We start from the raw sequence: 24,499 nt of genomic DNA, 5'->3' as shown, positions 1-24,499 counted from the left end.
GAAGCCAGGATCGATCATGATGAATTACCTGACACCGTTCCTAGTAGGATTCGCCGTCCTCACCGTCATGAGCACGCTACTGCTCATTGCGGCAGTCATCGATTACCGCTCGCGCAGGATCCCGAACGCACTTGTGTTTCCCGGCGCGCTCATCGCACTGCTGCTGAATGTCCTTCTCCCTGAAGGCAATGGATTTGCCTCTACCCTGCCCGGAGGCGTCGGCATCGGCCGCGCCCTGCTGGGCATGGGCATCGGCCTCGCCGCGTTCCTGCCCTTCTATCTCGTCCGCGCCATGGGCGCCGGCGATGTCAAGCTCATGGCCATGGCCGGTGCCTTCCTCGGCCCGGCCGGTGCGATAGAAGGCGCACTGTTCGCCTTCGTTGCAGGCGGCGTGATCAGCGTGGCCTACTTGCTGCGCAAGCGCGCGCTGCGCGGCGGGCTGCAGGGCGCATTTGCGCGTTTTGCGCCTGCGCGATTCAAGCCAGCGAATACGGATGCACTGCAAGCGCCGCCCGAACGCAGACTGCCGTTTGCGGCAGCGGTGGCGGCCGGCGTGATTGCCTACGCATTCCTCTCGCTGAATGGTCTCCTGTCCCAAGCGCAAATCCTGCCGTCCTTCCAGGTCTGACGCACTGAATGAGCATGCCCATGAGCACATATACCTGCCCGAATACAGTTCCGGACCTGCCTTCAGCACCGCGCACGCTGGAGGAGACCGGGCTCAGTCTCCTGTTCCTTGCCGAGCATTTCAGCAAGGTCCTCTTCCTGCGCAGCAGGATGACGCTGCGCGAGATCGCAACGCACGTCAAGCTGACACCGACGATTGTCGAGCGCGTGCTGGACTTCATGCGCGACGAACACTTGTGCGAGGTGCTGAGCAGGCCCGACGGCCAGGCTGTGGCCTACCAGCTCACCGGCACGGGCCGCGACCGTGCCTCCGATTACCTGCAACGCTGCCAGTACGCGGGCCCCGCTCCGGTCACACTTGCGGACTATGCCGCAGTGGTCAGGCAACAGTCCATTCACAAGGTGCGCTATACACGTGAGCGCGTGGCCTCCAGCTTCCATGGCATCAACATCGAGGAATCGACCCTCGCGCGCATCGGTGCCGGCATGAACTCGGGCAGGGCGATGATCATCCACGGCCCGGCCGGAAGCGGCAAGACCTACATTGCCGAGCAACTCGTCCGCCTGTTGAGCGACCGCGTAGCAGTCCCCTATGCCATCGTGGTGGACAACGAAGTCATCCAGCTGTTCGACCCCTACGTACACCTTTCCGACGCCGCCGATACCGGGCAGGAGATCCGTCTCGTGCGCCGCAGCGTGGACGAACGCTGGCGCCTCTGCCGCCGCCCGATGGTGATTGCAGGAAGCGAGCTGACACTGCGGGCCCTCGACCTGGAGTTTGATCACGGGACCCGGGTGTACCAGGCGCCTCCGCATCTCAAGGCGAACAACGGCGTGTTCGTCGTGGACGATCTCGGACGCCAGCTCGTCACTCCGCAGGACCTGATGAACCGCTGGATTATTCCGCTCGATCGCCGGCGCGACTACCTGACGCTGCACACGGGATACAAATTCGAAGTGCCATTCGATGTGGTGATCGTCTTCTCTTCCAACAAGGACCCGGCGGAACTCGCGGACGAAGCCTTCCTGCGCAGGCTTGGCTACAAGATCCATATCGGAGAGCTGACAAGGGAACAGTACCGCAGCGTCTTCACGGGGGCATGCGCGGAAATGGGCATTCCCTTCTCCGAAAGCGCATTCGAATATCTCCTGCGGGAACGCCACGCCAGGGAGGGCAGGCCGCTGCTGGCCTGTTATCCCCGCGATCTTCTCGGCCAGATACGCGACCTTGCCCGCTACGAAGGCTGCCCGCCGGAGCTGACGCCCGGCGCCCTTGACTGGGCATGGCACAACTACTTCATCCCGAGCCCGCACGCCGCATCCGCACACGAAGCGGCAGGGCATCCGACAAGTCAACAAGAGGGAGCAGGCGCATGAAAAGCACAAGAGCTCTGGTGATGATCGCCATCTCGATCGTCCTCGCCCTGGCGGCCGTTGTCCTCGCGGCGCGCTGGATTTCGATGCGGGCCAACATGGCCACGACAAAGGTCGCGGTTGCGGCGGCAGATATCAGTGTAGGCGCCCGCGTCGGGCCGGAGATGGTCAAGCTGGTGGACTGGCCTTCCGGCAGCACGCCCAAGGGCAGCTTCACCGACGCCAAGGCGCTGGAAAACCGTGTCACGCGGACCAACCTGCAGTCCGGCGAGCCGATCCTTGAAAGCCGGCTTGCACCGCCCGGCTCGAAGGGCGGCCTGTCGGCAGTCGTGGCGGAAGGAAAGCGCGCCATGACCGTGCGCGTCAACGACGTCGTCGGCGTCGCAGGCTTCGCCCTGCCCGGCAACTACGTGGACATCCTCGTCAGCACCCAGGACGAGTCCAAGAATGGCGGAAACAATTCGAACATTTCCAAGCTCGTGCTGGAGCGCATCCTGGTGCTGGCCATCGCGCAGGAAGCGAACCAGAACGACACCAAGCCGAAGGTCGTCAATGCCGTGACCCTGGAGGTGTCGCCGGAACAGGCCGAACGGCTCGACCTTGCGCGCAGCGTGGGCCAGCTGTCGCTCGTCCTGCGCAACCAGGTCGACTCGACCCCGGCGAAAACAGGGGGCGCGACCAAGCACAGTCTGTTGTATGCGCCCGCCGCGCCGGAGGCCAAGCCGCCCGTGACGAAAGTGAAGATCGTCACGGTCAAGAAGCCCGAGGGCGAGCCTCGCGCGCCGCGCAATGAAAACTGCCAGCTGGTGATGACGCGAACCGGCCGCATCGTGCAGTGCTACGAATAAGAACAGCTACGCGTCAACGAATCAAAGGGGAAACTGATGAACAGGAATAGGACACCTGGCGCCGGCCGCGCAGGCTTGCTCCGCGCGGTAGCGGCAGCGGCTATCGCCGTTGCAGTGCCGACAGCGACGCTCCACGCACAATCAACGCAGGCGACACAGCCTCAGGCAGCGCCGGAGAAGGCGGCGAAGGCAGGGGGGAAAGCCGCCGAAGCACAGCGCAACGTCGCCACCCCGGTCTGCACCGGAGAGTTTGCGCAAAGCACAAGCATGACGATCCCGGAAGGAAAGTCCGGCCAGATCGACCTGCGCCAGTTGCGCCTGCCGTCTCCCGCATTCCTGCGCACCGTCGGCGATCCCGATGTCGTGCAAGTCGAGCCGACAACGTCGCCGTTCGCGCGCGACATGTTCTTCGTGTTCGGTAAGCGCGTCGGCTCCACCAACCTCATGTTCCAGAACAAGGACGGCCGCTGCGGACTGCTCGAAGTTTCCGTAGGCATCGACAACAACGCCGTGCAGGAGCGGATCTCCGCCCTCATGCCGGGCGAGAAAAACATCCGTGTGTCCGCCGCGGCGGATTCGCTCGTGCTGAGCGGCACGGTCAGCGACGCGGTCGCTGCCGAAAAGGCGCTCCTCATTGCCAGCGCCTTCGTGCGCAAGGCCGGCGCCGGCGGTGGGGACACGCAGAGCGGACCGAAAATCAGCGACCGTATCGTCAACATGCTGTCGCTCGCCGCCCCCCAGCAGGTCATGCTGGAAGTGAAGGTTGCGGAGATCTCCAAGACCCTTCTCGACAAGCTCGGTGTCAACCTCGCCGCGATCGCGCACCGCGGCAACTGGACGTCGATCCTGTCCACGAACTTCCTGACCGAAAGCAACGGCCTGGTCAGCTTCGTCAAGGACACCGGCGAGAACGTGCTGATCGATGCCGAAAAGCGCGACGGCCTTGTGAAGATCCTCGCCGAACCGACCGTGATGGCAATCAGCGGCCAGGAAGGCAGCTTCCTTGCGGGCGGCAAGGTGTTCATCCCCGTTGCACAGAACAACGTCAACGGCGTCCTGACAATCACCTTGGAAGAGAAGGAATTCGGCGTCGGGCTCAAGTTCACGCCGACGGTCCTTGATGGCGGACGCATCAACCTGAAAGTGGCACCGGAAGTGTCCGAATTGTCGCGCGAAGGCATCGGCATCACCGCAAGCGGCGTTGCTGGCCGGGCAGTCCTGCCATTGATCACGACACGGCGCGCCTCCACCACGGTCCAGCTCTTCGACGGACAGAGCTTTGCGATCGGCGGCCTGATCAAGAACAACCTCACCCAGAACTTCAAGGCCATGCCCATCCTCGGCGAAATTCCCGTTCTTGGATCCTTGTTCCGGAGCGCCGACTTCCAGACGGACCGCAGCGAACTCGTGTTCGTCGTGACGCCGCGACTGGTCAAGCCGCTGCCGCCGAATTACTCGCTGCCGACGGATCGATTCAATGAGCCTTCACGTTCGGAATTTTTCCTTGGCGGGAAAATGGAAGGCGCCGCTCCACAGGCACCAGCTGCGCCGGCCGCTGTCCCGCCGCGCTCGGACAGCGCTCCGGCAACGTCCCTGCCCCAGGCATCCGGCCCTTCGGGCTTTGAACTGAAATGACGAGGCAATCATGAGAACCTTCCTGTCGCTCATTCTCTGCGCCGCCGCGGCCGGCTGCGCGCCCCTGACCCCTGAACTGGACAAGCACTTCGGCGAAAGCGTGCGCGTGATGAATGCGCAGCAGACGCTGGCGCCGGAGGCGTCTTCCAATACGGCGGTCACCGCAATGGATGGCCGTGCCTCTCATGAAGTCATGACCCGGTACGCCAAGTCGTTTGCAACTCCGACGCCGCAACCGAACGTATTCACGATCGGCGTAGGTAGTGGAAAGTAAGCGTGAAAGAGGCATCATGAACCGGCGTCACCTTCACAAGAGCCGCGGCGCGATCGCCATCACATTCGCGCTGTCGCTCTTCGCCTTGCTCGGATTCCTGTCGATGACAGTGGATCTTGGCCGCACGTACACCATGCGGACCGAATTGCAGAACACGGCGGATGCTGCGGCGCTCGCTGGGGCGCTCGAGCTCAACCAGACCCTGGCCGGCGTGCTGGCGGCTTCCGCGCGTGCGCTGGCGGTCGCGGAAGCGAACGCGGTCAATTACTCGGCTGGCATCACGATTACGCAGGCGAACCTTGCTGTCGGCACTTGCCCGGAAGACGGTTGCATGGTGCCTATCTCGAGCATCACCAGTGACACGCTCGCTGCCGGAAGAACCTTCCTGCGCGTGCAGATCCCCTCGGGGAACATGCCAACGTTTTTCGGGCGCTTCGTCCCGACGGCGGGCGGAGCGGGCTTTGCCAATACCAATACCTTTGGCAGCGCAGTGGCGGGCCGCTTCCTGGCGCAGATCACGCCCCTGGGCGTGTGCGCCGTGGACACCATCCGCGGTGGACGGCGCACGATACCCGGACTTCCGGACGAACTGGTGGAATTCGGATTCCGCCGGGGGGTTTCGTACAACCTGCCACAGCTCAACCCCCTGAGTGGCGCGAGCGGCGACCCCATCTGGATCAACCCTGTGACTGCGCCGCCCGCCGCCTGCAATCCGTCGAGCTCGTCCGCGACCAGCCTGCACCCCTTCGTCTGCTCCGGCACCTCGACCGTTGCGGCAGCGGTGCCCGGCTTTGTCTATGCCAATACCGGCGGCTCCTACGGCCCGATGGAAAAGGCACTGAATTCGCGATTCGACGACTTCCTTGGCGGGAATGCCTGCGACCCGGGCTCTGCGCCGCCGGATATCAACGTCAAGGAATTCCGGGCGCCGCCGCCAACCCCGGGCAGCATCGGACATCCGCGTGAGTGGATGGAGCCCGATCCGGTGCAGCAGACGATTTCGCTGAATCCGACCACATTCAAGCCCCTGACGTCGCCGACCCAATCGCAGTACGGTGCACTGTGGTCATTCAGCCGTGCGGTGCAGGCGACGGGCACGTCGCCAAATGCGACTGCCGGCGCCCCGTTCGATGCGAGCGTCGCGCACTGGAACGCGCTCTATGCCATGAACGCACCGGCGGGCACCTATCCGACCAGTGTTCCCACGCCGCCGTTCCCGAGCAACCCGGAGACCCATCCAGCGCCATACCGCTCGACAGCCGGCAACTTCTTCCAGCCGCCGAATCCATCGCGCCCCGGTGTCATGAACCGTCGCGTGCTCAATGTGGCGATCATCGATTGCTCATCCCTTGTGCCCGGCCCCGGACTGTCCTGCGCAGCGCTTCCCGTCCTGGGCGTCGGCCGGTTCTTCATGCAAAGAAAGGCAGATCTCACCGGCGGCACCAAGCGCATCGACGCTGAGTTCGCTGGATTGTTGACCGAGCTACCTCCACAGGAAATCAGGTTGTACAGATGAACGCAATGCACATTTTCCGGCCCGTTCTAAGGGCGCCCCAATCCGACCAGCGCGGCGCCATCGTCGTCGAGCTGACCTTCGTCACGATCGTGCTGCTTCTCGTCATGGCCGGCGCGTTCGGGTTCGGTCGGACATTCTGGTATGCGGACGCGCTGGCCAAGGCCGCGCGAGACGGCGCTCGGGTGATGTCGGTGTGGCCGGCGGCAACCATTGCGAGCGGCGGCATCACGGCAGCGCAAGACCAGGTGGTGGCGATGGCAAACGCGGCAAACGTCGTCCCGCCGCTGACCACGGCCAATGTCGTCGTGGAATGCATGGATGTTTCCTTCGCGGCGGTGCCGTGCGCTGACGGCGTTGAACCGGAATACGTGCGGGTGACGATCGCGGGATTCTCCGTCGCCGTCGACGCCTGGCTTCCCGTCCTCAACTGGACCGGTGTGCTTGCGCTTGCACCGATCACACTGTCACCGCAGACCTTGATGCGTTACATGCTATGAGGCGCCCAATGAAATCATCGATTCCATGGCGTTTGCTCCGGGGCGCGCAGCGTGGCGCCGCGGCGGTGGAGATGGCCGTCGTTTCCATCCCGTTCTTCCTGATGCTGTTCGGCGCGGTTGAGTTCGGGCGCATGATGTATCTCCTGAACACCGTCCAGGAAGTGACGCGCAGCGCGGCCAGGCAGGCTGTCGTGACCGACTTTTCCAATGCGGCCGCCGTCGCCGCCGTGCGCCGCTCGGCCATGTTCCGGCTCGACGACGGCGTCCTGCCCGGCGCGCCCGAACTGAACACGGCGAACATCAACATCCGCTACCTGAACGGGGCGGGAGCGGATGCATCTCCGATGCCGGTCGACCCCTCCGACAATATTGCAGCCTGCCTCGACGCGACCCGCACTGCCAGTTGCATCCGCTTCGTGGAAGTCTGCCTGAGCACCGGGGCCACCTGCGCCCCTGCCCAATCGGTTGCGTTCACGCCGTTTACCTTTTTTTTCACGGGAAGCGGCTACAGCCGGGCCGACATGACAGGCGTGCTCGTTCCCATGTCCACGGTCCGCATGCCGGCTGAAAGCCTTGGCTTCCAGCCTTCCTGATCCACACCAGCGAGACAGCCATGAACACTCTTCGCATCCAAGTCGTCTCACCGAACAAGAAAACGCTCGCGCACGTCGCCCAGCTGCTGCAAGCGCAACACGGCACGTCAGTAGCGGAACAGGCGCTTGATGACACAGGGAACTTCGACCGGCAGAATCCGCCCGATGTCCTGATTGTCGATGGCACCGGCGCGGGCGACCGGCCGCTGGAAGTCCTCGAGCGCCTCGGCCAAAGGCATCCCCACATGTCCTTCATCCTCCTGTGCGACAGGAATTCGCCCGATTTTCTTCTTCGCGCGATGCGCGCCGGCGTGCGCGAAGTCCTTCCCGCCACCGTCAGCCAGGAGGAGCTGGATGCGGCACTGGAACGCATCCGCTTCAAGATGGGCTTTTCGAAGGCGCACAAGGGAAAGGTCATGGCATTCGTGTCCTGCAAGGGCGGCAGTGGTGCGACATTGCTGGCCACCAATCTTGCTTACGCTCTGGCGCAGGACGGCAGCAAGGTCGCACTTTTTGACCTGAACCTGCAATTTGGCGACGCCATGCTGTTCCTCTCCGACCAGAAGCCCCCGGTCTCCCTGTCCGACGTTGCGCGGGACATTGGCCGCCTCGACGCCGCATTTCTCGCATCGAGCATGCTGTCCATTGACGGCAACCTGAGCGCGCTCGCCTCTCCCGACGACCCGGCGAACGCCACGGAGGTCAAGCCGGAGCATATCGACGCGCTCCTTCAACTGGCGCGCGAACACTACGACTTCGTAGTGCTCGACGTGGGCCGCGGCCTCGATGCACGCGCGGTGAAGGCACTAGATCATGCCGACGTCATCTACCCGGTCCTGCAGACCACGATGCCTTACGTCCGTGACGGGAAGCGCCTCCTGGAAGCCTTCACGGCCCTCGGCTACACCGGCGCCAAGGTCCAGCTCGTCCTGAACCGGCATCAGAAGGGAGGGGAGATCGCGCTAGGGGACCTCGAGCGGGCGCTTGGCAGCAAGATTGCGCGCATCGTGCCCAACCACTATGAAGCGACGGCAGCCTCCGTCAACCAGGGCATCCCCATCGTCAAGCTGGCCAGGAACAGCCCGGTCAGCAAGGCGCTGAAGGAGTGGAGCCAGTCCATGACGAGGAAGCCAGAGCAGGCCGACGAAGGCTGGCTGGCACGCATGTTCCGCCGCCCGCAAAAGGCGTAATCCGATTCAACTTCGATAGAGGTGGCAACGATGTCATTAAGAGAGAGACTGGAAGTCAACGGACGCAGCCCCGCCGCGGCGGTCGCACTGGGCGCAACGGCCGACAGGCGCGCCTACCGGGACATCAAGATGCGCGTGCACCAGTTGCTGCTGGATCGTGTCGATCTTGCGGCGATGAACAACATTCCGCGCGAACAGTTGCGGACCGAGCTGGCTGCGCTTGTCGAGGAACTCCTGCAGGCGGAAAGCGTGGTGATCAACGACACCGAGCGCAAGAGCCTGGTGCGGGACATCCAGCACGAGATGCTGGGATTCGGCCCCCTCGAACTGCTGATGGCCGATCCTACCGTGTCCGATATCCTGGTCAATACGGCGCGGCAGGTGTATGTGGAACGCTTCGGACGGCTGGAGCTGACGGACGTGCAGTTCCATGACGATGCCCATCTGATGAAGATCATCGACAAGATCGTGTCGCGCGTCGGGCGCCGGATCGACGAGTCAAGCCCGATGGTGGACGCGCGCCTGCCGGACGGATCGCGGGTCAACGTCATCATCCCGCCCCTGGCAATCGACGGGCCCATCATGTCCGTCCGCCGTTTCGCGGCAAAGCCGCTCACGATCGACGACTTTGTGCGCCTGCAAAGCCTCACGCCGGCGATGGCGCAGGTGCTGCAAGGCCTGGCAAAGGCCAAGACGAACATGATCATTTCCGGCGGCACGGGCGGCGGCAAGACGACGCTGCTCAATATCCTGTCCAGTTACATCAGCCACTCGGAGCGCATTGTGACGATCGAGGATGCCGCCGAGCTTCAGTTGCAGCAGCCCCACGTAGTGCGGCTGGAATCACGCCCGCCGAACATTGAAGGCAAGGGCGAGATCACGCAGCGCGCGCTGGTACGCAACGCGCTGCGGATGCGCCCGGACCGCGTGATCCTGGGCGAAGTCCGGGGCGCCGAAGCCGTGGACATGCTGCAAGCGATGAACACCGGCCACGAAGGCTCGCTGGCGACGATCCACGCCAACACGCCGCGCGATGCGCTGACCAGGCTGGAGAACATGATCGGCATGGCCGGAATGAACCTTCCGTCCAAGGTGGCCCGGCACCAGATCGCTTCCGCCATCTCCGTGATCGTACAGGTGGCCCGCCTGCCCGACGGAAAACGCAAGCTGACCAGCGTCCAGGAAATTACGGGGATGGAGGGCGACGTGATTACGTCGCAGGAAATCTTTGCTTTCCGGCAGACGGGCATCGACGCGAACGGCACGGTGAAGGGCTATTTTTCGGCGACCGGCGTGCGCCCCCGCTTCGCCGAGCGCCTGCGGGTGCATGGCATCGATCTGCCCGAAAGCTTGTTCGATCCGTCCCGTCACTATGAAGTTGCAACCTGAAGAGGTGACCCGTGGATGCATTCTTCGTGATGTTCGCTATCGCCGTGTTTATCGCGGTGATCCTGCTGGTCGAGGGACTCTACAACAGCTGGAACTCCACCCGGGGACCGGAAGCGCGGCGCATTGCGCGGCGCCTGCATGCGGTGACACACGGTGGCGCGAACGCCGAGGCCGAGGTCTCGATCCGCAAGCAGCGGTCGCTGAGCCAGAATGAAGCACTCAACAAGCTGCTTGCCGGCATTCCGCAAGCGTCCCGCCTGGACGACATCCTGCAGCAGGCGGGATCGAAGACCGACGTGGGCCGGTTCCTGGCGATCACGTGCGCTCTCTTTTTAGTCGGCGCGATCGTCATGCTGCTTCTGCCGTTGCCGGCAGTGCTCGCGCTGCCGGCCGGCGCCTTCGCAGCCTCTCTGCCTTTCCTGCTGCTGCTCAGGAAGCGGCGGATCCGGCTCAAGCGGCTCGAGGAGCAGTTGCCCGATGCGCTGGACCTGCTTTGCCGGGCGCTGCGCGCGGGACACGCGCTTCCCGCTGGAATCCAGATGATCGGGGATGAAATGGCCGATCCCATCGCGGTGGAATTCCGGACGGTCTTTGACGAGGTCAACTTCGGCATTTCCATGCAGGAGGCGCTGGCCGGACTCGCGCGCCGCGTCCCCGGCACGGACGTGGGCTACTTTGTCGTGGCCGTGCTGATCCAGCGCGAAACCGGCGGCAACCTGACCGAACTCCTGTCAAACATTGCCTCGATCGTGCGCGACCGGCTGAAGCTGTACGGGCAGGTGCGCGCGCTGTCGGCGGAGGGACGCCTGTCCGCATGGATCCTCGGGCTCCTGCCATTTGTCCTCGCCGGCATCATGCTCATCGTCAACGGCAAGCTCATGCGAACGCTATGGACCGATCCCCTCGGGATCAAGCTGATCGTCGGAGCGCTGGTGCTCATGGCCTTCGGCATTGTCTGGATGCGCAAAGTCATCCGAATCCGGGTGTAACCAAGGGAAGGAAAAGCAATGTCCGGCATTTATCTTGTCTACCTTGTCTTGATCTTCATTGCCGTGTTCGGCGCGGCGATGGCGGTGATGCATTACCTGACCCCCGATCCGGTCAGGCAGCGCGTCGACGCGCTCACCGGTGTCGGCCCGACGTCGCTGTCGCCCGGGGATGACTGGATTGCCCGCGTTGCGAAGATATCCGGCCCGTTGGCAAAGCTGTCGCTGCCTGAGGAAGGATGGGAAAAATCGGCGCTGAGGTTGCGCTTCATGAACGCCGGCATGCGCGACCCGCGTGCCCCGGTCATCTATTTCGGCGCAAAGACCGTGCTGGCCATCTGCTTCCCTACAGTCCTCTGGCTTGCCTTCGCCGCCTATGGAACGGAGCTGGAAACGCTGGTGCTGATGCTGTTCCTGTTGCTCGCCGCGACCTTCGGCTTCTACCTGCCCAATGTCGTGCTTCAACGGATCATCACCTTCCGTCAGCGCGACATCGTTGACCACTTTCCCGATGCGCTGGACTTGCTGACCGTCTGTATCGAAGCCGGGCTTGCGTTGGACGCGGCGGTATCGCGCATTGCGCAGGAGATGAGCAGGTCGGCACCGGCACTGAGCGAGGAGCTTCAGCTCGTCACGCTCGAGTTACGGGCAGGCGGCAGCAAGGAACGCGCACTGCGCAACCTTGCGGTTCGCACCGGGGTCGAGGAGGTGGACGGCCTTGTCGCCATGCTGATCCAGGCCGAACGCTTTGGCACCAGCATCGGCGCCTCGCTGCGCGTGCACGCCGACACGCTGCGCACACGCCGGCGCCAGAAGGCGGAGGAAGCGGCCGCAAAGGTGGCGCTGAAACTGTTGTTCCCCCTGATCTTCTGCGTCTTCCCGGCGATCATGCTGGTGCTTCTCGGGCCGGCGATGATCCAGATCAGGACCGTATTGTTCCCTGCGATGGGACTGTAAAGGAGACTGGCATGAACAAGACCCGCACGACGCTGGCGACGACCTGTCTTGCCGCCGCGCTTTCCGGATGCGTCGCCGCGCCGCCCGCGCAGGAGACATTGAAGGTTTCACCCTTGCTCCAGGTGAGCCATTCCGACAACTCGGCTGCCGGGCTGTACCAGCTCGGCCGCTACTACCAGGCCCAGAACCGGCTTGCGCAGGCGGAGGAGACCTACCGTAAAGCCTTGGCCGCCAAGGCGGACTTTGTCGACGCGCACAGCGCCCTTGGTGCACTCTACGCCGAGCAAGGAAAATACGATGAAGCCATCCAGGAATTCTCGGCGGTCCTGCAGCTCGCGCCGCAAATTGCACAGATCTACAACAATCTCGGCTACACGTATTACCTACAGGGAAAGTACCTGGCGGCGGTGGATGCACTACAACGTGCAAGCACACTCGAACCGGGCAATCCGCGCCCCGTCAATAATCTCGGTGCGGCCTACGAGAAGCTCGGCCGCGCGGACGAGGCGCGACTCGCCTTTGCGCGTGCCCAGGGTTTGCAGCAGGGGAACAATCAGCGCACGGCAGGCGAGGTACGCGTGCCGCCCGCAAATGATGCCGTACCTGGCGACGCCGCCAGACCACGGCGCACTGCTTCGACCGATGTGCAGGAGTTCGTCGGACCGCCAGCCCCGCCGGCGTCTTTCGCGTCCGTGGAAACGCCGGCGCCAGCCACGGCATATCGGCTGGAAGTTGCCAACGGTAACGGTACGCCGGGATTGGCGCGTCGCTTCCGTGACGCGCTTGTTTCCGCCGGTACACCGGCGCCGCGCCTCACCAATCTCAAACCCTACCGGCAAAAGCAGACGGTGATCGAATACCTTCCCGGTTACCGGGAAGCGGCATTGCAGCTGCGTTCGCGCTTCACCATGCCGGTTCCGCTCAATGAACAGCCTGACGCGCGGACGCACGTGCGCGTCGTTCTTGGCCATGACGTGACCTCGACGGCGGCCCTGCACGTTCCGAAACTCGCCCGCTCCGCCGACTGATGGAATGGGTATAAGCTTGGCTTATACCCCTATCCCCATTCCCTATTTGCCTCCCGGCCGGCACAAGCCTAAACTTCCCTTCGTAGCGCATTTGCATGCAAAATCGCTCATGACCGGCACCCCGGTCTTGCAACCTGGCATTACCCCGCCTTACCCGGCGACTCCTGCCAGCTGCTATCTGAAATAACCTTTTGGAGAAGACAAACCATGCCCGACACAGCAGTGGCCACTGCTGGGCAGGCCAACGCCGCGCTAGCCGGCAAGCCCGCCCTCGCGTCCGTCAAACTGGACGACAAATACACTTCCACCACCGGCAAGATCTTTATTTCTGGCATCCAGGCGCTCGTCCGCCTGCCGATGATGCAACGCCAGCGCGACCTCGCGGCCGGATTGCATACCGCCGGATTCATTTCCGGCTATCGCGGCTCCCCGCTGGGCGGCCTTGATGAAAATCTGTGGAAGGCCCAGAAGCTCCTTGAAGAAAACCACATCAAGTTCGTCCCGGGCGTGAACGAAGACCTCGCGGCAACTGCCGTCTGGGGCACGCAGACGGTCGACCTGATTGGCCCGGCGAAGTACGACGGCGTCTTTGCCATGTGGTACGGCAAGGGCCCCGGGGTGGACCGTTGCGGCGACGTCTTCAAGCACATGAACCATGCCGGTACGTCGCAACACGGCGGCGTGCTGCTCGTGGCCGGCGATGACCACGGCGCGTATTCCTCCACGTTGCCGCACCAGTCCGACCACATCTTTGCCGCGTGCATGATCCCGGTGCTCTATCCCTGCAACGTGCAGGAATACCTCGACCTCGGCCTGCATGCCTGGGCGATGTCGCGCTATTCCGGCTGCGCCGTCGGCTTCAAGGCGCTGGCGGATACGGTTGAGTCCACCGCTTCGGTCGATGCCGATCCGTTCCGGCTGGAGATCCAGTATCCGACCGACTTCGTCATGCCGGAAGGCGGCCTCAACACCCGTCTTTCCACCGACACCCTCGGCATCCAGGCGCGCAAGCAGGAAGCGCTGATGCAGGACTACAAGATTTACGCCGCGCTCGCCTACGCCCGCGCCAACAAGCTCAACCACACCACCATCGACAGCCCGAAGGCCAAACTCGGCATCATCGCCTCCGGCAAGTCCTATCTCGATGTGCTGGAAGCAATGGAAGAACTCGGCATCGACGAGAAAATGGCGGCTGACATCGGCATCCGCGTGTTCAAGGTCTCCATGCCCTGGCCACTCGAGCCGGACGGCGTGCGCGAATTCGCACAGGGCCTCGATGAAATCCTCGTGGTCGAAGAGAAGCGCCAGATCGTCGAATACCAGCTCAAGGAACAGCTCTACAACTGGCGCGACGACGTGCGTCCGCGCGTGATCGGCAAGTTCGACGAGAAAGGCGAATGGGTGCATCCGCGCGGCGAATGGCTGCTATCGTCCAAGGCGGATTTCTCGATTGCGCAGATTGCGCGCGTGATTTCGCAGCGCATCGCGCGTTTCCATACCAGCGACCTGATCAAGGCCCGCCTCGCCTTCCTCGAAGCGAAGGACAAGGTGCTGTCGAAGGCCGTCAACACGCCGCCGCGCCCGGCCTATTACTGCTCCGGCTGCCCGCACAACACCTCGACCAAGGTACCGGACGGCAGTCTCGCGCTGGCTGGCATCGGCTGTCATGTGATGGCGACCGCGATCTATCCGGAGCACAACAAGCTGACCACCCACATGGGCGGCGAAGGCGCGCCGTGGATCGGCCAGGCGGCGTTCTCCAAGCTGCCGCATGTGTTCCAGAACCTCGGCGACGGCACCTATTTCCACTCCGGCTATCTCGCGATCCGCGCGGCGGTGGCGGCCAACGTCAACATCACCTACAAGATCCTCTACAACGACGCGGTGGCGATGACCGGCGGCCAGCCGGTGGACGGCATCACTTCGGTGCCGATGATCGCGCAGCAGATGGTGGCCGAAGGCGTGAAACGCATCGCGTTGGTCACGGAAGACCTGAGCCGCTATGAAGACCGCTCTTCGCTGCCGTCCATCGTCACCCTGCACGACCGCAAGGACATGGATGCGGTGCAGCGCGAACTGCGCGGGATCGACGGCGTCACCGTACTGATCTACGACCAGACCTGCGCCGCCGAAAAGCGCCGCCGCCGCAAGAAGAACGAATTCCCCGATCCGAACAAGCGACTCTTCATCAACGACGCTGTCTGCGAAGGCTGCGGCGATTGCGGCGTGCAATCGAACTGCACGTCCATCATGCCCCTGGAAACCGAATTCGGCCGCAAGCGCACCATCGACCAGTCGTCCTGCAACAAGGATTACTCCTGCGTGAAAGGCTTCTGCCCCAGCTTCGTCACCGTCGAAGGCGGCACGCTGAAGAAGTCGAAGACCGGCGTGGCGAAAGAGGATGACTTCGGCCCGTTGCCCGAACCCGCCATTCCCGGCTGCGATGCGCCGTACAACATCCTGCTCAACGGCATCGGCGGCACCGGCGTCATCACGATCGGCGCGCTCATCGGCATGGCAGCCCATCTCGAAGGCAAGGGTGTGTCGGTGCTGGACATGACCGGCATGTCACAGAAAAACGGCTCGGTGACCTCCCACATCCGCATCTCGCAAGTGCCGGGCGTGATCCGTGCGCAGCGCATCGCCACCGGCGAAGCCGACCTCGTGCTTGGCTGCGACATGCTGACCGCCGGTGCGCAGGACGCCATCTCCAAGATGCGTCCCGGCCGTACCCGTGCCGTCGTCAACACCCACCAGCAGCCGACCGGCCATTTCACCAAGCAGCCGGACTGGCAGTTCCCGCTGGAGGAAGTGCAGGCGCTGATCAACGAATCCGTTGCCGACCGCGCCGACTACATCGACGCCACCCGCCTCGCCACCGCGCTGATGGGTGACTCGATCGCGACCAACCTGTTCATGCTCGGCTTTGCTTACCAGAAAGGCGCGCTCCCGGTGTCCGAGGCCGCCCTGCTGCGCGCCATCGAGCTGAACGGCGTGGCGATCGACTCTAACAAGAAGAGCTTCCTCTGGGGCCGCCGCGCCGCGGTGGACCTCGCCCGCGTCGAACGCATTGCCGTCCCCGGCCAGCCGGTCATGCTGCAGATGCCGCAAACCCTGGCTTCGCTGGTCAAGCGCCGCGTGGCCTTCCTGACCGAGTACCAGGACGCGGCCTATGCTGGCCGCTACGAGGCGCTGGTCAACACCGTCCGCGCGGCGGAAAGCAACCTCGGCGCAGGCGACAAGCTCTCGCGTGCCGTAGCAACCGCTTACTTCAAGCTCATGGCCTACAAGGATGAGTACGAAGTGGCCCGCCTGTACACGAACGGCCAGTTTGTCGACAAGCTCAAGCAGCAGTTCGAAGGCGACTTCAGCGTCAAGTTCAACCTCGCCCCGCCGCTGCTGGCGAAAAAGGATGCCAAGGGCCACCTCGTCAAGGCGCAATACGGCTCCTGGATGTGGAAAGCCTTCGGCGTGCTGGCGAAGCTGAAGAAACTGCGTGGCACGAAGCTCGACGTTTTCGGCAACACCGCCGAACGCAAGATGGAGCGGGCGCTGATCGAGGAATACCGCAGCACCATCCTTGGGCTGCTCGACAAGCTCAACAAGGACAACGTCGCGCTGGCGGCCCAGATCGCCGCCCTCCCCGACAAGGTCCGCGGCTTTGGGCATGTGAAGGAGAAGGCGGTCGAGCAGTATCGGGAAGAACGCAAGGTTCTTCTGGAGAAATTCGAGGCATCGCTTCGCGGGATGCCGCACGCAGCCTAATATGATCAAGTGGCTGCGCGGGCGGGCGATTTCCATGTCAGCGGAAGTCCCCCTCCCCCGTCATCCCCGCGAAGGCGGGGATCCATACTGAGCTTGTTCCATTAGCCGGCTTATGGATCCCCGCCTTCGCGGGGATGACGGCCGAAGGCTATTCCGAAGCCGCAGTCATACCCCCAAGAAACACTGTCATCCCGACGACGGCAAACCGATTGACCTTGTGCTAGATTTGACGTTAACGTAAACGTCATTCCCAGCCTAGGCCGCCCCAAAGGCCGCCTTTATATTTACAAAGAGACAAGCCAATGACCGACCTCTCCGTAGCCAAGAAGATCACCGAATACAAACCGGCCAACAAGGTCCGTTTCGTGACCGCGGCCTCGCTGTTCGACGGGCACGACGCCTCGATCAACATCATGCGCCGCATCCTGATGTCCAACGGCGCGGAAGTCATCCACCTCGGCCACAACCGCTCGGTCGACGAGATCGTCACCGCGGCGCTGCAGGAAGACGCGCAAGGCATCGCGGTGTCCAGCTACCAGGGCGGCCACGTCGAGTACTTCAAGTACATGATCGACCTGCTGAAGCAGCGCGGCGGCGCGCACATCAAGGTCTTCGGCGGCGGCGGCGGCGTGATCGTGCCGTCCGAGATCGCCGACCTGCACGCGTATGGCGTGACCCGCATCTTCAGCCCGGAAGACGGCCAGCGCCTCGGCCTCGCCGGCATGATCGTGTCGATGATCGAACAATGCGACGTCGATCTTTCCTCGTATGCGCCGACCGCCGTCGGCACCCTGACCAAGGGCGACATGGTCGAACGCCACCGTCCGCTCGCGCAGCTCATCACCGCGCTCGAGAACGGCAAGGTCGACGCCAAGCTCAAGGCCGAACTGCACAAGGCCGCCGACACCATCAAGACGCCAGTCCTCGGCATCACCGGCACCGGCGGTGCGGGCAAGTCCTCGCTGACCGACGAACTGATCCGCCGGATCCGCCTCGACCAGGACGACGCGCTCAACATCGCCGTCGTGTCCATCGATCCGTCGCGCCGCAAGTCCGGCGGCGCGCTGCTTGGCGACCGCATCCGCATGAACGCGATCAATCCATGGAACGGCCAGGCGCGCGTGTTCATGCGCTCGCTCGCCACGCGTGAAGCCGGCTCGGAAATCTCGCAAGCGCTGCCCGACGTCATCGCCGCCTGCAAGGTCGCCGGTTTTGATCTCGTCATTGTCGAAACCTCCGGCATCGGCCAGGGCGACGCCGCGATCGTTCCGCACGTGGACGTCTCCATGTACGTGATGACGCCGGAATTCGGCGCCGCTTCGCAGCTCGAGAAGATCGACATGCTCGACTTCGCCGACTTCGTCGCGATCAACAAGTTCGACCGCAAGGGCGCGCAGGATGCGTTGCGCGATGTCGCGAAGCAGTACCAGCGCAACCGCGAACTGTTCATGAAGAAGCCGGATGAAATGCCCGTCTACGGCACGCAGGCTTCACGCTTCAATGACGACGGCGTCACCGCGCTCTACCAGGGCCTGCTGCCCAAGCTGACCGAACTCGGCCTGAAGGCCAAGCCGGGCAAGCTGGCGCCGGTCGACGTCCGCTTCTCCTCCGGCAAGAACGCCATCGTGCCGCCGGCACGCACCCGTTATCTGGCCGAAATCGCCGACTCCGTACGCGGCTATCACAAGAACACGGCCAAGCAAGTCAAGCTCGCCCGCGAGCGCCAGCAACTGCAGGAAGCGAAGCGCATGGCCGCCGCCTGCAGCAAGACCGCGGACCTCGACGACCTGATCACCGAACGCGACAACGCGATGGACCCGAGCGCGAAGAAGCTGCTCGCGATGTGGCCCGACATGAAAGCCGCCTATTCCGGCGAAGACTACGTGGTCAAGATCCGCGACAAGGAAATTCGCACCCGCCTCGTGCAGAAAACCCTGTCCGGCACCACCATCCGCAAGGTGCAGCTGCCGAAGTTCGAAGACCACGGTGAAATCCTGCGCTTCCTGATGGCCGAGAACGTGCCCGGCTCCTTCCCGTACACCGCCGGCGTGTTCGCCTTCAAGCGCGAGAACGAAGACCCGACCCGCATGTTCGCCGGCGAAGGCGACGCCTTCCGCACCAACCGCCGCTTCAAGCTGGTGTCCGAAGGCATGGACGCCAAGCGCCTGTCCACCGCGTTCGACTCCGTCACGCTGTACGGCGCCGACCCGGCACCGCGTCCCGACATCTACGGCAAGATCGGCAACTCCGGCGTGTCGATCGCGACGCTGGACGACATGAAGGTGCTGTACGACGGCTTCGACCTGTGCAACCCGGCCACCTCCGTCTCGATGACCATCAACGGCCCGGCGCCGACCATCCTCGCGATGTTCATGAACACCGCGATCGACCAGCAGATGACCAAGTTCCGCGCTGACAACAAGCGCGAGCCGACGGACGACGAAGCCGCCAAGATCAAGGAATGGGTGCTGGAAAACGTGCGCGGCACCGTGCAGGCCGACATCCTGAAGGAAGACCAGGGCCAGAACACCTGCATCTTCTCGACCGAGTTCTCGCTCAAGGTGATGGGCGACATCCAGGAATACTTCGTGCACAACCGCGTGCGCAACTTCTACTCGGTGTCGATCTCCGGCTACCACATCGCCGAAGCCGGCGCGAACCCGATCTCGCAGCTCGCCTTCACGCTGTCGAACGGCTTCACCTTCGTCGAAGCCTACCTCGCGCGCGGCATGCACATCGATGATTTCGCGCCCAACCTGTCGTTCTTCTTCTCCAACGGCATGGACCCGGAATACACCGTGCTCGGCCGCGTCGCCCGCCGCATCTGGGCGGTCGCGATGCGCGACAAGTACGGCGCCAACGAGCGCAGCCAGAAGCTGAAGTACCACATCCAGACTTCGGGCCGTTCGCTGCACGCACAAGAGATCGACTTCAACGACATCCGCACCACGCTGCAGGCGCTGATTGCGATTTACGACAACTGCAACTCGCTGCACACCAACGCCTACGATGAAGCGATCACCACGCCGACCGACGAATCGGTGCGCCGTGCGCTCGCCATCCAGCTCATCATCAACCGTGAATGGGGCCTGGCGAAGAACGAGAATCCGAACCAGGGTTCCTTCATCATGGACGAGCTGACCGACCTGGTCGAGGAAGCGGTACTGCAGGAATTCGAGCGCATCGCCGAACGCGGCGGCGTGCTGGGTGCGATGGAAACCGGCTACCAGCGCGGCAAGATCCAGGAAGAGTCGATGTACTACGAGCAGCTCAAGCACGACGGCACGCTGCCCATCATCGGCGTCAATACCTTCCGCAATCCGAAGGGCGAAGCCATTCCGCAGACACTGGAACTGGCGCGATCAACCGACGACGAGAAGCAGTCGCAGCTGAAGCGCCTCGGCGAATTCCAGACACGCAACGCGGCCCAGGCACCGGCCATGCTGGCACGCCTGCAGCAAGCCGTGATCAGGAACGAGAACGTGTTTGCCGTGCTGATGGATGCGGTGCGCGTCTGCTCGCTGGGCCAGATCAGCAACGCACTGTTTGAAGTCGGCGGCCAGTATCGCCGCAACATGTAAGAAGCTGTAACGCGTTTAATACACATCAACCATTCGCACTGCGATGCCCCTCAAGACATCGCAGTGCGCAATGCGTCTCTGCCTCCCCACCTGAATTTTCCGACAGCGCATTTTCTTGTCAGTTTCCCTCTGTAGGAATGCGTTACGGCATTACCCAAACCTATGAGATTTCCACTCATCAATAGGAAAAATCTGAAAATTTGTATCGATTGACTGACACGTTTTTTCATCCGTCGTCCGATATTGTTAAAGGTTCCGCATATTGATAATTGTTCTCGACAAGATTGATGCACCGATTCACCCGCCGCGATTCGCAGAATCAATTCATAGAGGAGCAAGACAATATGTTGATCACCAACAAAATCTCCGAGACCGCCTTTGCGCAGACGAACCCCGCGGCCCATCAGGGGGGAGGCCTGCCCGGACGCCATGCGAAGCTCTGGTCGAGCCTCACCGAAGTCGCCAAGCTGCTCGGCATCCCCGCTTTCGTGAAGGAAGGCGACACGCAGTTCCAGCACGTGCAGTACAAGGCCGGCCAGCGCATCTACACCATCGGCCAGCCCTTCGACACGCTGTATGTCGTGTACTCCGGCTTCCTCAAGTCCGTGATGATCGATGATGCCGGCCACGAACAGGTCGTCGCCTTTCCGATGAAGGGCGACCTGCTCGGCGTCGACGCCATCCATGACGGCATCCACCAGACCGAAGCAGTGGCCCTGTCGGCCTGCGAAGTCATCCTGATTCCGTTCAAGACCCTGACCATGCTTGGCCGTACCCAGCCCGACCTCGAAATCGCGCTCTACGGCGTCATGGGACGCGAACTGGCGCGCGAACAGTCCCTGATCAGCGCCCTTGGTTCGCTCGGCGCGGAAGCCCGCGTCGCCCGTTTCCTCGCCTTCATGTCCAGCCGCTTCGAAGAGATGGGTTATTCCGGCAAGCAATTCAACCTGCGCATGACCCGCGAAGAAATCGGCAACTACCTCGGCCTCACGCTGGAAACGATCAGCCGCACCTTGTCCGCCTTCGCTACGGCCGGACTGATCTCGGTCGAGCTGCGCAACGTGATCCTGCACGATGTCGCTGCGCTGCGCTCACTGCGCCGCCTGCCTGCGCGCACCCGCCGCAAGGTGCCGGCCGTCGCCGCCAACGAGGAAGTCCGCGTCGCCGCCTGACACGCCCCTCCTGTCCCTGTCCGCGTTCCATCATTTCGGACAGGGACACTCCATCGCCGCCCGCGAGTCTGAGATAATCCCGTCGCCGCATCGCACGCGGCGACATTCCCCATCCACTCAGGCGGCACCATGACCCAACTCGAACACACCCCGGCCCTCGTCTCCTGGAGCGGCGGCAAGGACTCCTGCCTCGCCATGTGGCGCGCGCGCCAATCGGGCATGCAGATCCGCCGCCTGATTACCGCAATGGATGAGAGCGGCGAAAGCTCCCGCTCGCACGGTGTGCCACCGGAACTGATCCAGGCGCAGGCCGATGCGCTCGGCGCCGAGCTGCGCTTTTACAAGACGTCCTGGGGCAATTACGAAGAGCGTTTCATTGCCACGCTCCAAGACGCGCATGCGGCTGGAATCCGCCATGCGGTCTTCGGCGACATCGACCTTGTCCCGCACCGGGAATGGGAAGAGGAGGTGTGTGCCAAGGCGGATATCACGCCCGTGCTCCCGCTATGGGACGAACCGCGCCGCAAGCTGGTGGATGAATTCCTTGCGCTGGGTTTCAAGGCGGTGGTGGTGTGCGTGAATGGGAAATATCTGGGACAGGAGTTCGTCGGACGGGAATTTGACGAAGCTTTTCTGGCCGATCTGCCCGCGAGCGTCGATGCATGTGGCGAGAATGGCGAGTTCCACACCTTCGTGTATGACGGGCCGGCGTTTTCGCGTCCCGTGGGCTTTACGCGAGACAGGGTGCTGGAATATCGTGCGCCGGAGAAGTTTGGTGCAGCGACCTACTTTTTCCAAAAGTTAGCTACCTGGAACTGACCGCGACATTGCAACATTGGTACGCATCCTTCGAGGAAGCAATAAGGCCACTCTTAAATTAATGCTGCAACTCCGTCAATCACGACGGATAGAGAAGCACTAACACCTCCCTTTAGCCAAATTGTAAGGATCGGACGTGTCTACGAAATCGGGCGTGAGGCTATCTAAGCTCGCTTCCGGGAATTTAGAGCGAGCATGAGAAGACCGAGGAAAAAAAGGACGAGACTAACGGGCTCCGAAAGGTACTGTTCATTGACAACGATATTATCGATAAGAAATTCCGCATTTGAGCCACCACTTCCTACCGCCGAAAATACAACTGACGTTAGATTCGTAAACGAGCTGGGAAGAAAAAATGTGGTTAGCGCATTACCGTTCAGTATCAACTGCTGTTCAACCGTGCCGCCTCCTTGAATTTGGCCCAAAACATTGATCGCGATCGTTGTTGCGTAACCCAGTTCCGGCTGATCACGATTCGCAGCTTGAAAGGCGCTTAGCCAAAACGTATCGCCACCATTTTGCCTCATCGTCAAAATGCTCAAGGCGTTCGCATTTAGGAGCGCCTTAGAGTAGTTGGCTGCAACGACGTATGGATTGCAAATAAATAGACCCGGGTCATCTGGGTTTCCCGTAAAGTAGAAAGCTGTGCTCACGAGACCACCGTCGCCGTAGGATTCGCAATTCCCGCCCACTTGATCTTCGAAATCAATCGTTGATGAGTGTGCATATGTGTAACAAATTAGGAAGAAAAAACCGCACAAGAAGTTTTTCATAGCTGCCTCGAGGGGTTGAGTGAGCGAGTAGATAAAGTTACGCCTAAGCAAAGAATAAGCCACCGAATATATTCAATGAGTTATCTACTAATGGTTGGCGAAAATGTAAAATTCGTCGACATGAATCGATGCGAAGACAACTACTTTTGTTTGTCCGTTTGATTTCTGGGGCCGCCCCAAGCGAGCTGCTTTGAAGAACGCTATCGCACCACTCCTTCCGCATCATCGAAGCATTGTCGTGAGAATTTAATCGAATAGTTATTGCATCAAAACGTCGATGCCACGAATGTTTCGTCCTCGATCCTGACTTAGCATGCTGTCGACGTCAATGGACGATGTTCATCGGATTCGCCGTTAAGAAAGCGGTTTTCTTAATGAAACTAGCCCGCGTAACGGCTAAACCACCGTCTCATAGTGAGCCGACCGCCCATCAAATCGCGCAAGAACCCCCCGCGCCTTTGGCGGCACGACAGCGGTTTCGTAGTCATCTCCTGCAAACGCCTTAACGGCGTCGATCGATTCGAACCACATGATGGTCATGAATTCCACTTCATTGCCCAAGTCGCGGCGGCAAAGGGAAATGCCCAGGTAGCCGGGGACGTTGCGTGCGGCGATGCCGGGGAAGATCTCGGTGAGCAGGAGTTGTTCGTACACCGGGGCGTTTTCACGTGTGGTCCAGCCGCGCCAGATTCTTGTGATCATGCTTTGTCTCCTGATGGTTCAGATGCGAGACAGTGTCAGCGGATCCGGCTGGCCGCCGAAATGAATGCGCAGGCATTCGTCAAACACCTCGCCCGGCGACGCCTGCGCGAACAAGGTCATGGACGAGCGGAATTTCATGTCGTCCGGGTAGCCGAAAATTTCTTCCACCGTATTCCCCGTGATGCCAGCGACGATGCGGCTGCATTCCCGCAGGCGCGCGCCAAGGACGGGATGGGCGAGGTAGGCTTCGGCTTCGTCGAGGGAGGAAATCTCGTAGCGCTGCGCCATCGCGCTGTGCCCGAGCCCGTGGATCTGCGGAAAAATAAACCACATCCAGTGGCTGCGTTTGCGTCCGGCGCGCAGTTCTTCCAGTACCGCTCCATAAACAGGTTGCTGTGCGTCGACGAATCGCTGGAGGTCGTAGGGGTCGTCCATCGTCAGCTCGACAGTCTTCCCTGGCCAAGTACGCGCATCAAGGCATCCTTTCCGTGCAGTTTCAACTGGCGCTCGAGCTGTTCGAGCGCCGTATGTTCGGTCCCGGCCGGTCCGCTCGTGATGCGTTTGCCGGAAGAGCGTTCCGTCACGGCCCAGCCGCCGCGTTTGTCGTACAACCAGGCGTGCAGGATGAACTGCAGCTCTTCAAAGCCGGGGACGACCAGTTCTTCGCCCAGCAATTCCTGGGGCTGGCCGAACTCGTTCTGGATGAGAAACTTTTCCATGTTGGCCCCTGTGTGTGCTTGAACGATCATACGTCGGCTTTGCCCTCAGGGGAA

General features: G+C 62.2%; 21 protein-coding genes. 17 read left to right on the top strand and 4 right to left on the bottom strand.

Annotated features, from left to right (window positions below):
- Positions 1-16: 16 nt before the first annotated feature.
- From ACNOHI_RS10940 to ACNOHI_RS10860, 17 genes are all read left to right on the top strand, one after another.
- Entirely contained in the window at positions 17-628 is a 612-nt protein-coding gene (locus ACNOHI_RS10940; RefSeq protein ID WP_420474709.1) for an A24 family peptidase, read from the top strand.
- A 20-nt stretch (positions 629-648) separates the two neighbouring features.
- Positions 649-2,004, top strand: coding sequence for an ATP-binding protein (locus tag ACNOHI_RS10935; RefSeq protein ID WP_420474708.1), 1,356 nt, complete (start codon positions 649-651; stop codon positions 2,002-2,004).
- Positions 2,001-2,849: a Flp pilus assembly protein CpaB gene (cpaB, locus tag ACNOHI_RS10930; RefSeq protein WP_420474707.1), complete on the top strand. Its 849-nt coding sequence runs from the start codon at positions 2,001-2,003 to the stop codon at positions 2,847-2,849. Before ACNOHI_RS10935 ends, cpaB begins: the two co-directional genes overlap by 4 nt.
- A 36-nt stretch (positions 2,850-2,885) precedes the next feature.
- The gene (locus tag ACNOHI_RS10925) at positions 2,886-4,484 is read left to right on the top strand and encodes a type II and III secretion system protein family protein (protein WP_420474706.1); all 1,599 of its coding nucleotides are present in this window, start codon (positions 2,886-2,888) and stop codon (positions 4,482-4,484) included.
- 10 nt (positions 4,485-4,494) lie between these two features.
- The gene (locus ACNOHI_RS10920; protein WP_420474705.1) at positions 4,495-4,758 is read left to right on the top strand and encodes a hypothetical protein; all 264 of its coding nucleotides are present in this window, start codon (positions 4,495-4,497) and stop codon (positions 4,756-4,758) included.
- Positions 4,759-4,774: 16 nt separating this feature from the next.
- Positions 4,775-6,274 (top strand): pilus assembly protein TadG-related protein, encoded by a 1,500-nt coding sequence (locus ACNOHI_RS10915; RefSeq protein ID WP_420474704.1) that lies wholly within the window; start codon positions 4,775-4,777, stop codon positions 6,272-6,274.
- Positions 6,271-6,771 (top strand): TadE/TadG family type IV pilus assembly protein, encoded by a 501-nt coding sequence (locus tag ACNOHI_RS10910; RefSeq protein WP_420474703.1) that lies wholly within the window; start codon positions 6,271-6,273, stop codon positions 6,769-6,771. Before ACNOHI_RS10915 ends, ACNOHI_RS10910 begins: the two co-directional genes overlap by 4 nt.
- Before the next feature lie 8 nt (positions 6,772-6,779).
- Positions 6,780-7,364 carry a TadE/TadG family type IV pilus assembly protein gene (locus tag ACNOHI_RS10905; protein WP_420474702.1) on the top strand — a complete coding sequence of 195 codons (585 nt, stop codon included), beginning with the start codon at positions 6,780-6,782 and terminating at the stop codon, positions 7,362-7,364.
- A gap of 20 nt (positions 7,365-7,384) precedes the next feature.
- Entirely contained in the window at positions 7,385-8,554 is a 1,170-nt protein-coding gene (locus ACNOHI_RS10900; RefSeq protein WP_420474701.1) for an AAA family ATPase, read from the top strand.
- Positions 8,555-8,584: 30 nt separating this feature from the next.
- A complete protein-coding gene (locus tag ACNOHI_RS10895; protein ID WP_420474700.1) occupies positions 8,585-9,943 on the top strand; it encodes a CpaF family protein in 1,359 nt (452 codons plus the stop codon).
- A gap of 11 nt (positions 9,944-9,954) precedes the next feature.
- Positions 9,955-10,932 carry a type II secretion system F family protein gene (locus ACNOHI_RS10890; RefSeq protein ID WP_420474699.1) on the top strand — a complete coding sequence of 326 codons (978 nt, stop codon included), beginning with the start codon at positions 9,955-9,957 and terminating at the stop codon, positions 10,930-10,932.
- 18 nt (positions 10,933-10,950) lie between these two features.
- Complete coding sequence (locus ACNOHI_RS10885) at positions 10,951-11,886, top strand: type II secretion system F family protein (RefSeq protein ID WP_420474698.1); 936 nt, start codon at positions 10,951-10,953, stop codon at positions 11,884-11,886.
- An 11-nt stretch (positions 11,887-11,897) separates the two neighbouring features.
- On the top strand, positions 11,898-12,914 hold the full coding sequence (locus tag ACNOHI_RS10880; RefSeq protein ID WP_420474697.1) for a LytR C-terminal domain-containing protein: 1,017 nt from the start codon (positions 11,898-11,900) through the stop codon (positions 12,912-12,914).
- A gap of 207 nt (positions 12,915-13,121) precedes the next feature.
- Positions 13,122-16,679 (top strand): indolepyruvate ferredoxin oxidoreductase family protein, encoded by a 3,558-nt coding sequence (locus tag ACNOHI_RS10875; protein ID WP_420474696.1) that lies wholly within the window; start codon positions 13,122-13,124, stop codon positions 16,677-16,679.
- Between the two features lie 302 nt (positions 16,680-16,981).
- Positions 16,982-20,260: a fused isobutyryl-CoA mutase/GTPase IcmF gene (icmF, locus tag ACNOHI_RS10870; RefSeq protein WP_420474695.1), complete on the top strand. Its 3,279-nt coding sequence runs from the start codon at positions 16,982-16,984 to the stop codon at positions 20,258-20,260.
- 344 nt (positions 20,261-20,604) lie between these two features.
- Entirely contained in the window at positions 20,605-21,432 is an 828-nt protein-coding gene (locus ACNOHI_RS10865; protein WP_420474694.1) for a helix-turn-helix domain-containing protein, read from the top strand.
- A gap of 129 nt (positions 21,433-21,561) precedes the next feature.
- Complete coding sequence (locus tag ACNOHI_RS10860; protein WP_420474693.1) at positions 21,562-22,251, top strand: diphthine--ammonia ligase; 690 nt, start codon at positions 21,562-21,564, stop codon at positions 22,249-22,251.
- A gap of 164 nt (positions 22,252-22,415) precedes the next feature.
- Here ACNOHI_RS10860 and ACNOHI_RS10855 read toward each other — a convergent pair whose 3' ends face one another.
- The 4 genes from ACNOHI_RS10855 to ACNOHI_RS10840 all read right to left on the bottom strand — a co-directional run bounded on the left by ACNOHI_RS10855 (position 22,416) and on the right by ACNOHI_RS10840 (position 24,445).
- Entirely contained in the window at positions 22,416-23,024 is a 609-nt protein-coding gene (locus ACNOHI_RS10855; RefSeq protein ID WP_420474692.1) for a hypothetical protein, read from the bottom strand.
- A gap of 396 nt (positions 23,025-23,420) precedes the next feature.
- Entirely contained in the window at positions 23,421-23,726 is a 306-nt protein-coding gene (locus tag ACNOHI_RS10850; RefSeq protein WP_420474691.1) for a hypothetical protein, read from the bottom strand.
- A gap of 18 nt (positions 23,727-23,744) precedes the next feature.
- Positions 23,745-24,161 carry a DUF1810 domain-containing protein gene (locus ACNOHI_RS10845; RefSeq protein WP_420474690.1) on the bottom strand — a complete coding sequence of 139 codons (417 nt, stop codon included), beginning with the start codon at positions 24,159-24,161 and terminating at the stop codon, positions 23,745-23,747.
- A gap of 2 nt (positions 24,162-24,163) precedes the next feature.
- The gene (locus ACNOHI_RS10840; RefSeq protein ID WP_420474689.1) at positions 24,164-24,445 is read right to left on the bottom strand and encodes a hypothetical protein; all 282 of its coding nucleotides are present in this window, start codon (positions 24,443-24,445) and stop codon (positions 24,164-24,166) included.
- Positions 24,446-24,499: the final 54 nt, after the last annotated feature.

The organism is Noviherbaspirillum sp. ST9 (genome assembly GCF_048799745.1).
GTDB lineage: Bacteria > Pseudomonadota > Gammaproteobacteria > Burkholderiales > Burkholderiaceae_D > Noviherbaspirillum.
The sequence above is the reverse complement of the archived record's forward strand: the minus strand, read 5'-3'. Positions and strand labels throughout refer to the sequence as shown.

Coding starts and splice junctions, on each gene's coding strand:
- ACNOHI_RS10940 (WP_420474709.1), top strand. CDS start 17: ATGATGAATTACCTGACACCGTTCCTAGTAGGATTCGCCGTCCTCACC.
- ACNOHI_RS10935 (WP_420474708.1), top strand. CDS start 649: ATGAGCACATATACCTGCCCGAATACAGTTCCGGACCTGCCTTCAGCA.
- cpaB (WP_420474707.1), top strand. CDS start 2,001: ATGAAAAGCACAAGAGCTCTGGTGATGATCGCCATCTCGATCGTCCTC.
- ACNOHI_RS10925 (WP_420474706.1), top strand. CDS start 2,886: ATGAACAGGAATAGGACACCTGGCGCCGGCCGCGCAGGCTTGCTCCGC.
- ACNOHI_RS10920 (WP_420474705.1), top strand. CDS start 4,495: ATGAGAACCTTCCTGTCGCTCATTCTCTGCGCCGCCGCGGCCGGCTGC.
- ACNOHI_RS10915 (WP_420474704.1), top strand. CDS start 4,775: ATGAACCGGCGTCACCTTCACAAGAGCCGCGGCGCGATCGCCATCACA.
- ACNOHI_RS10910 (WP_420474703.1), top strand. CDS start 6,271: ATGAACGCAATGCACATTTTCCGGCCCGTTCTAAGGGCGCCCCAATCC.
- ACNOHI_RS10905 (WP_420474702.1), top strand. CDS start 6,780: ATGAAATCATCGATTCCATGGCGTTTGCTCCGGGGCGCGCAGCGTGGC.
- ACNOHI_RS10900 (WP_420474701.1), top strand. CDS start 7,385: ATGAACACTCTTCGCATCCAAGTCGTCTCACCGAACAAGAAAACGCTC.
- ACNOHI_RS10895 (WP_420474700.1), top strand. CDS start 8,585: ATGTCATTAAGAGAGAGACTGGAAGTCAACGGACGCAGCCCCGCCGCG.
- ACNOHI_RS10885 (WP_420474698.1), top strand. CDS start 10,951: ATGTCCGGCATTTATCTTGTCTACCTTGTCTTGATCTTCATTGCCGTG.
- ACNOHI_RS10880 (WP_420474697.1), top strand. CDS start 11,898: ATGAACAAGACCCGCACGACGCTGGCGACGACCTGTCTTGCCGCCGCG.
- ACNOHI_RS10875 (WP_420474696.1), top strand. CDS start 13,122: ATGCCCGACACAGCAGTGGCCACTGCTGGGCAGGCCAACGCCGCGCTA.
- icmF (WP_420474695.1), top strand. CDS start 16,982: ATGACCGACCTCTCCGTAGCCAAGAAGATCACCGAATACAAACCGGCC.
- ACNOHI_RS10865 (WP_420474694.1), top strand. CDS start 20,605: ATGTTGATCACCAACAAAATCTCCGAGACCGCCTTTGCGCAGACGAAC.
- ACNOHI_RS10860 (WP_420474693.1), top strand. CDS start 21,562: ATGACCCAACTCGAACACACCCCGGCCCTCGTCTCCTGGAGCGGCGGC.
- ACNOHI_RS10855 (WP_420474692.1), bottom strand. CDS start 23,024: ATGAAAAACTTCTTGTGCGGTTTTTTCTTCCTAATTTGTTACACATAT.
- ACNOHI_RS10850 (WP_420474691.1), bottom strand. CDS start 23,726: ATGATCACAAGAATCTGGCGCGGCTGGACCACACGTGAAAACGCCCCG.
- ACNOHI_RS10845 (WP_420474690.1), bottom strand. CDS start 24,161: ATGGACGACCCCTACGACCTCCAGCGATTCGTCGACGCACAGCAACCT.
- ACNOHI_RS10840 (WP_420474689.1), bottom strand. CDS start 24,445: ATGGAAAAGTTTCTCATCCAGAACGAGTTCGGCCAGCCCCAGGAATTG.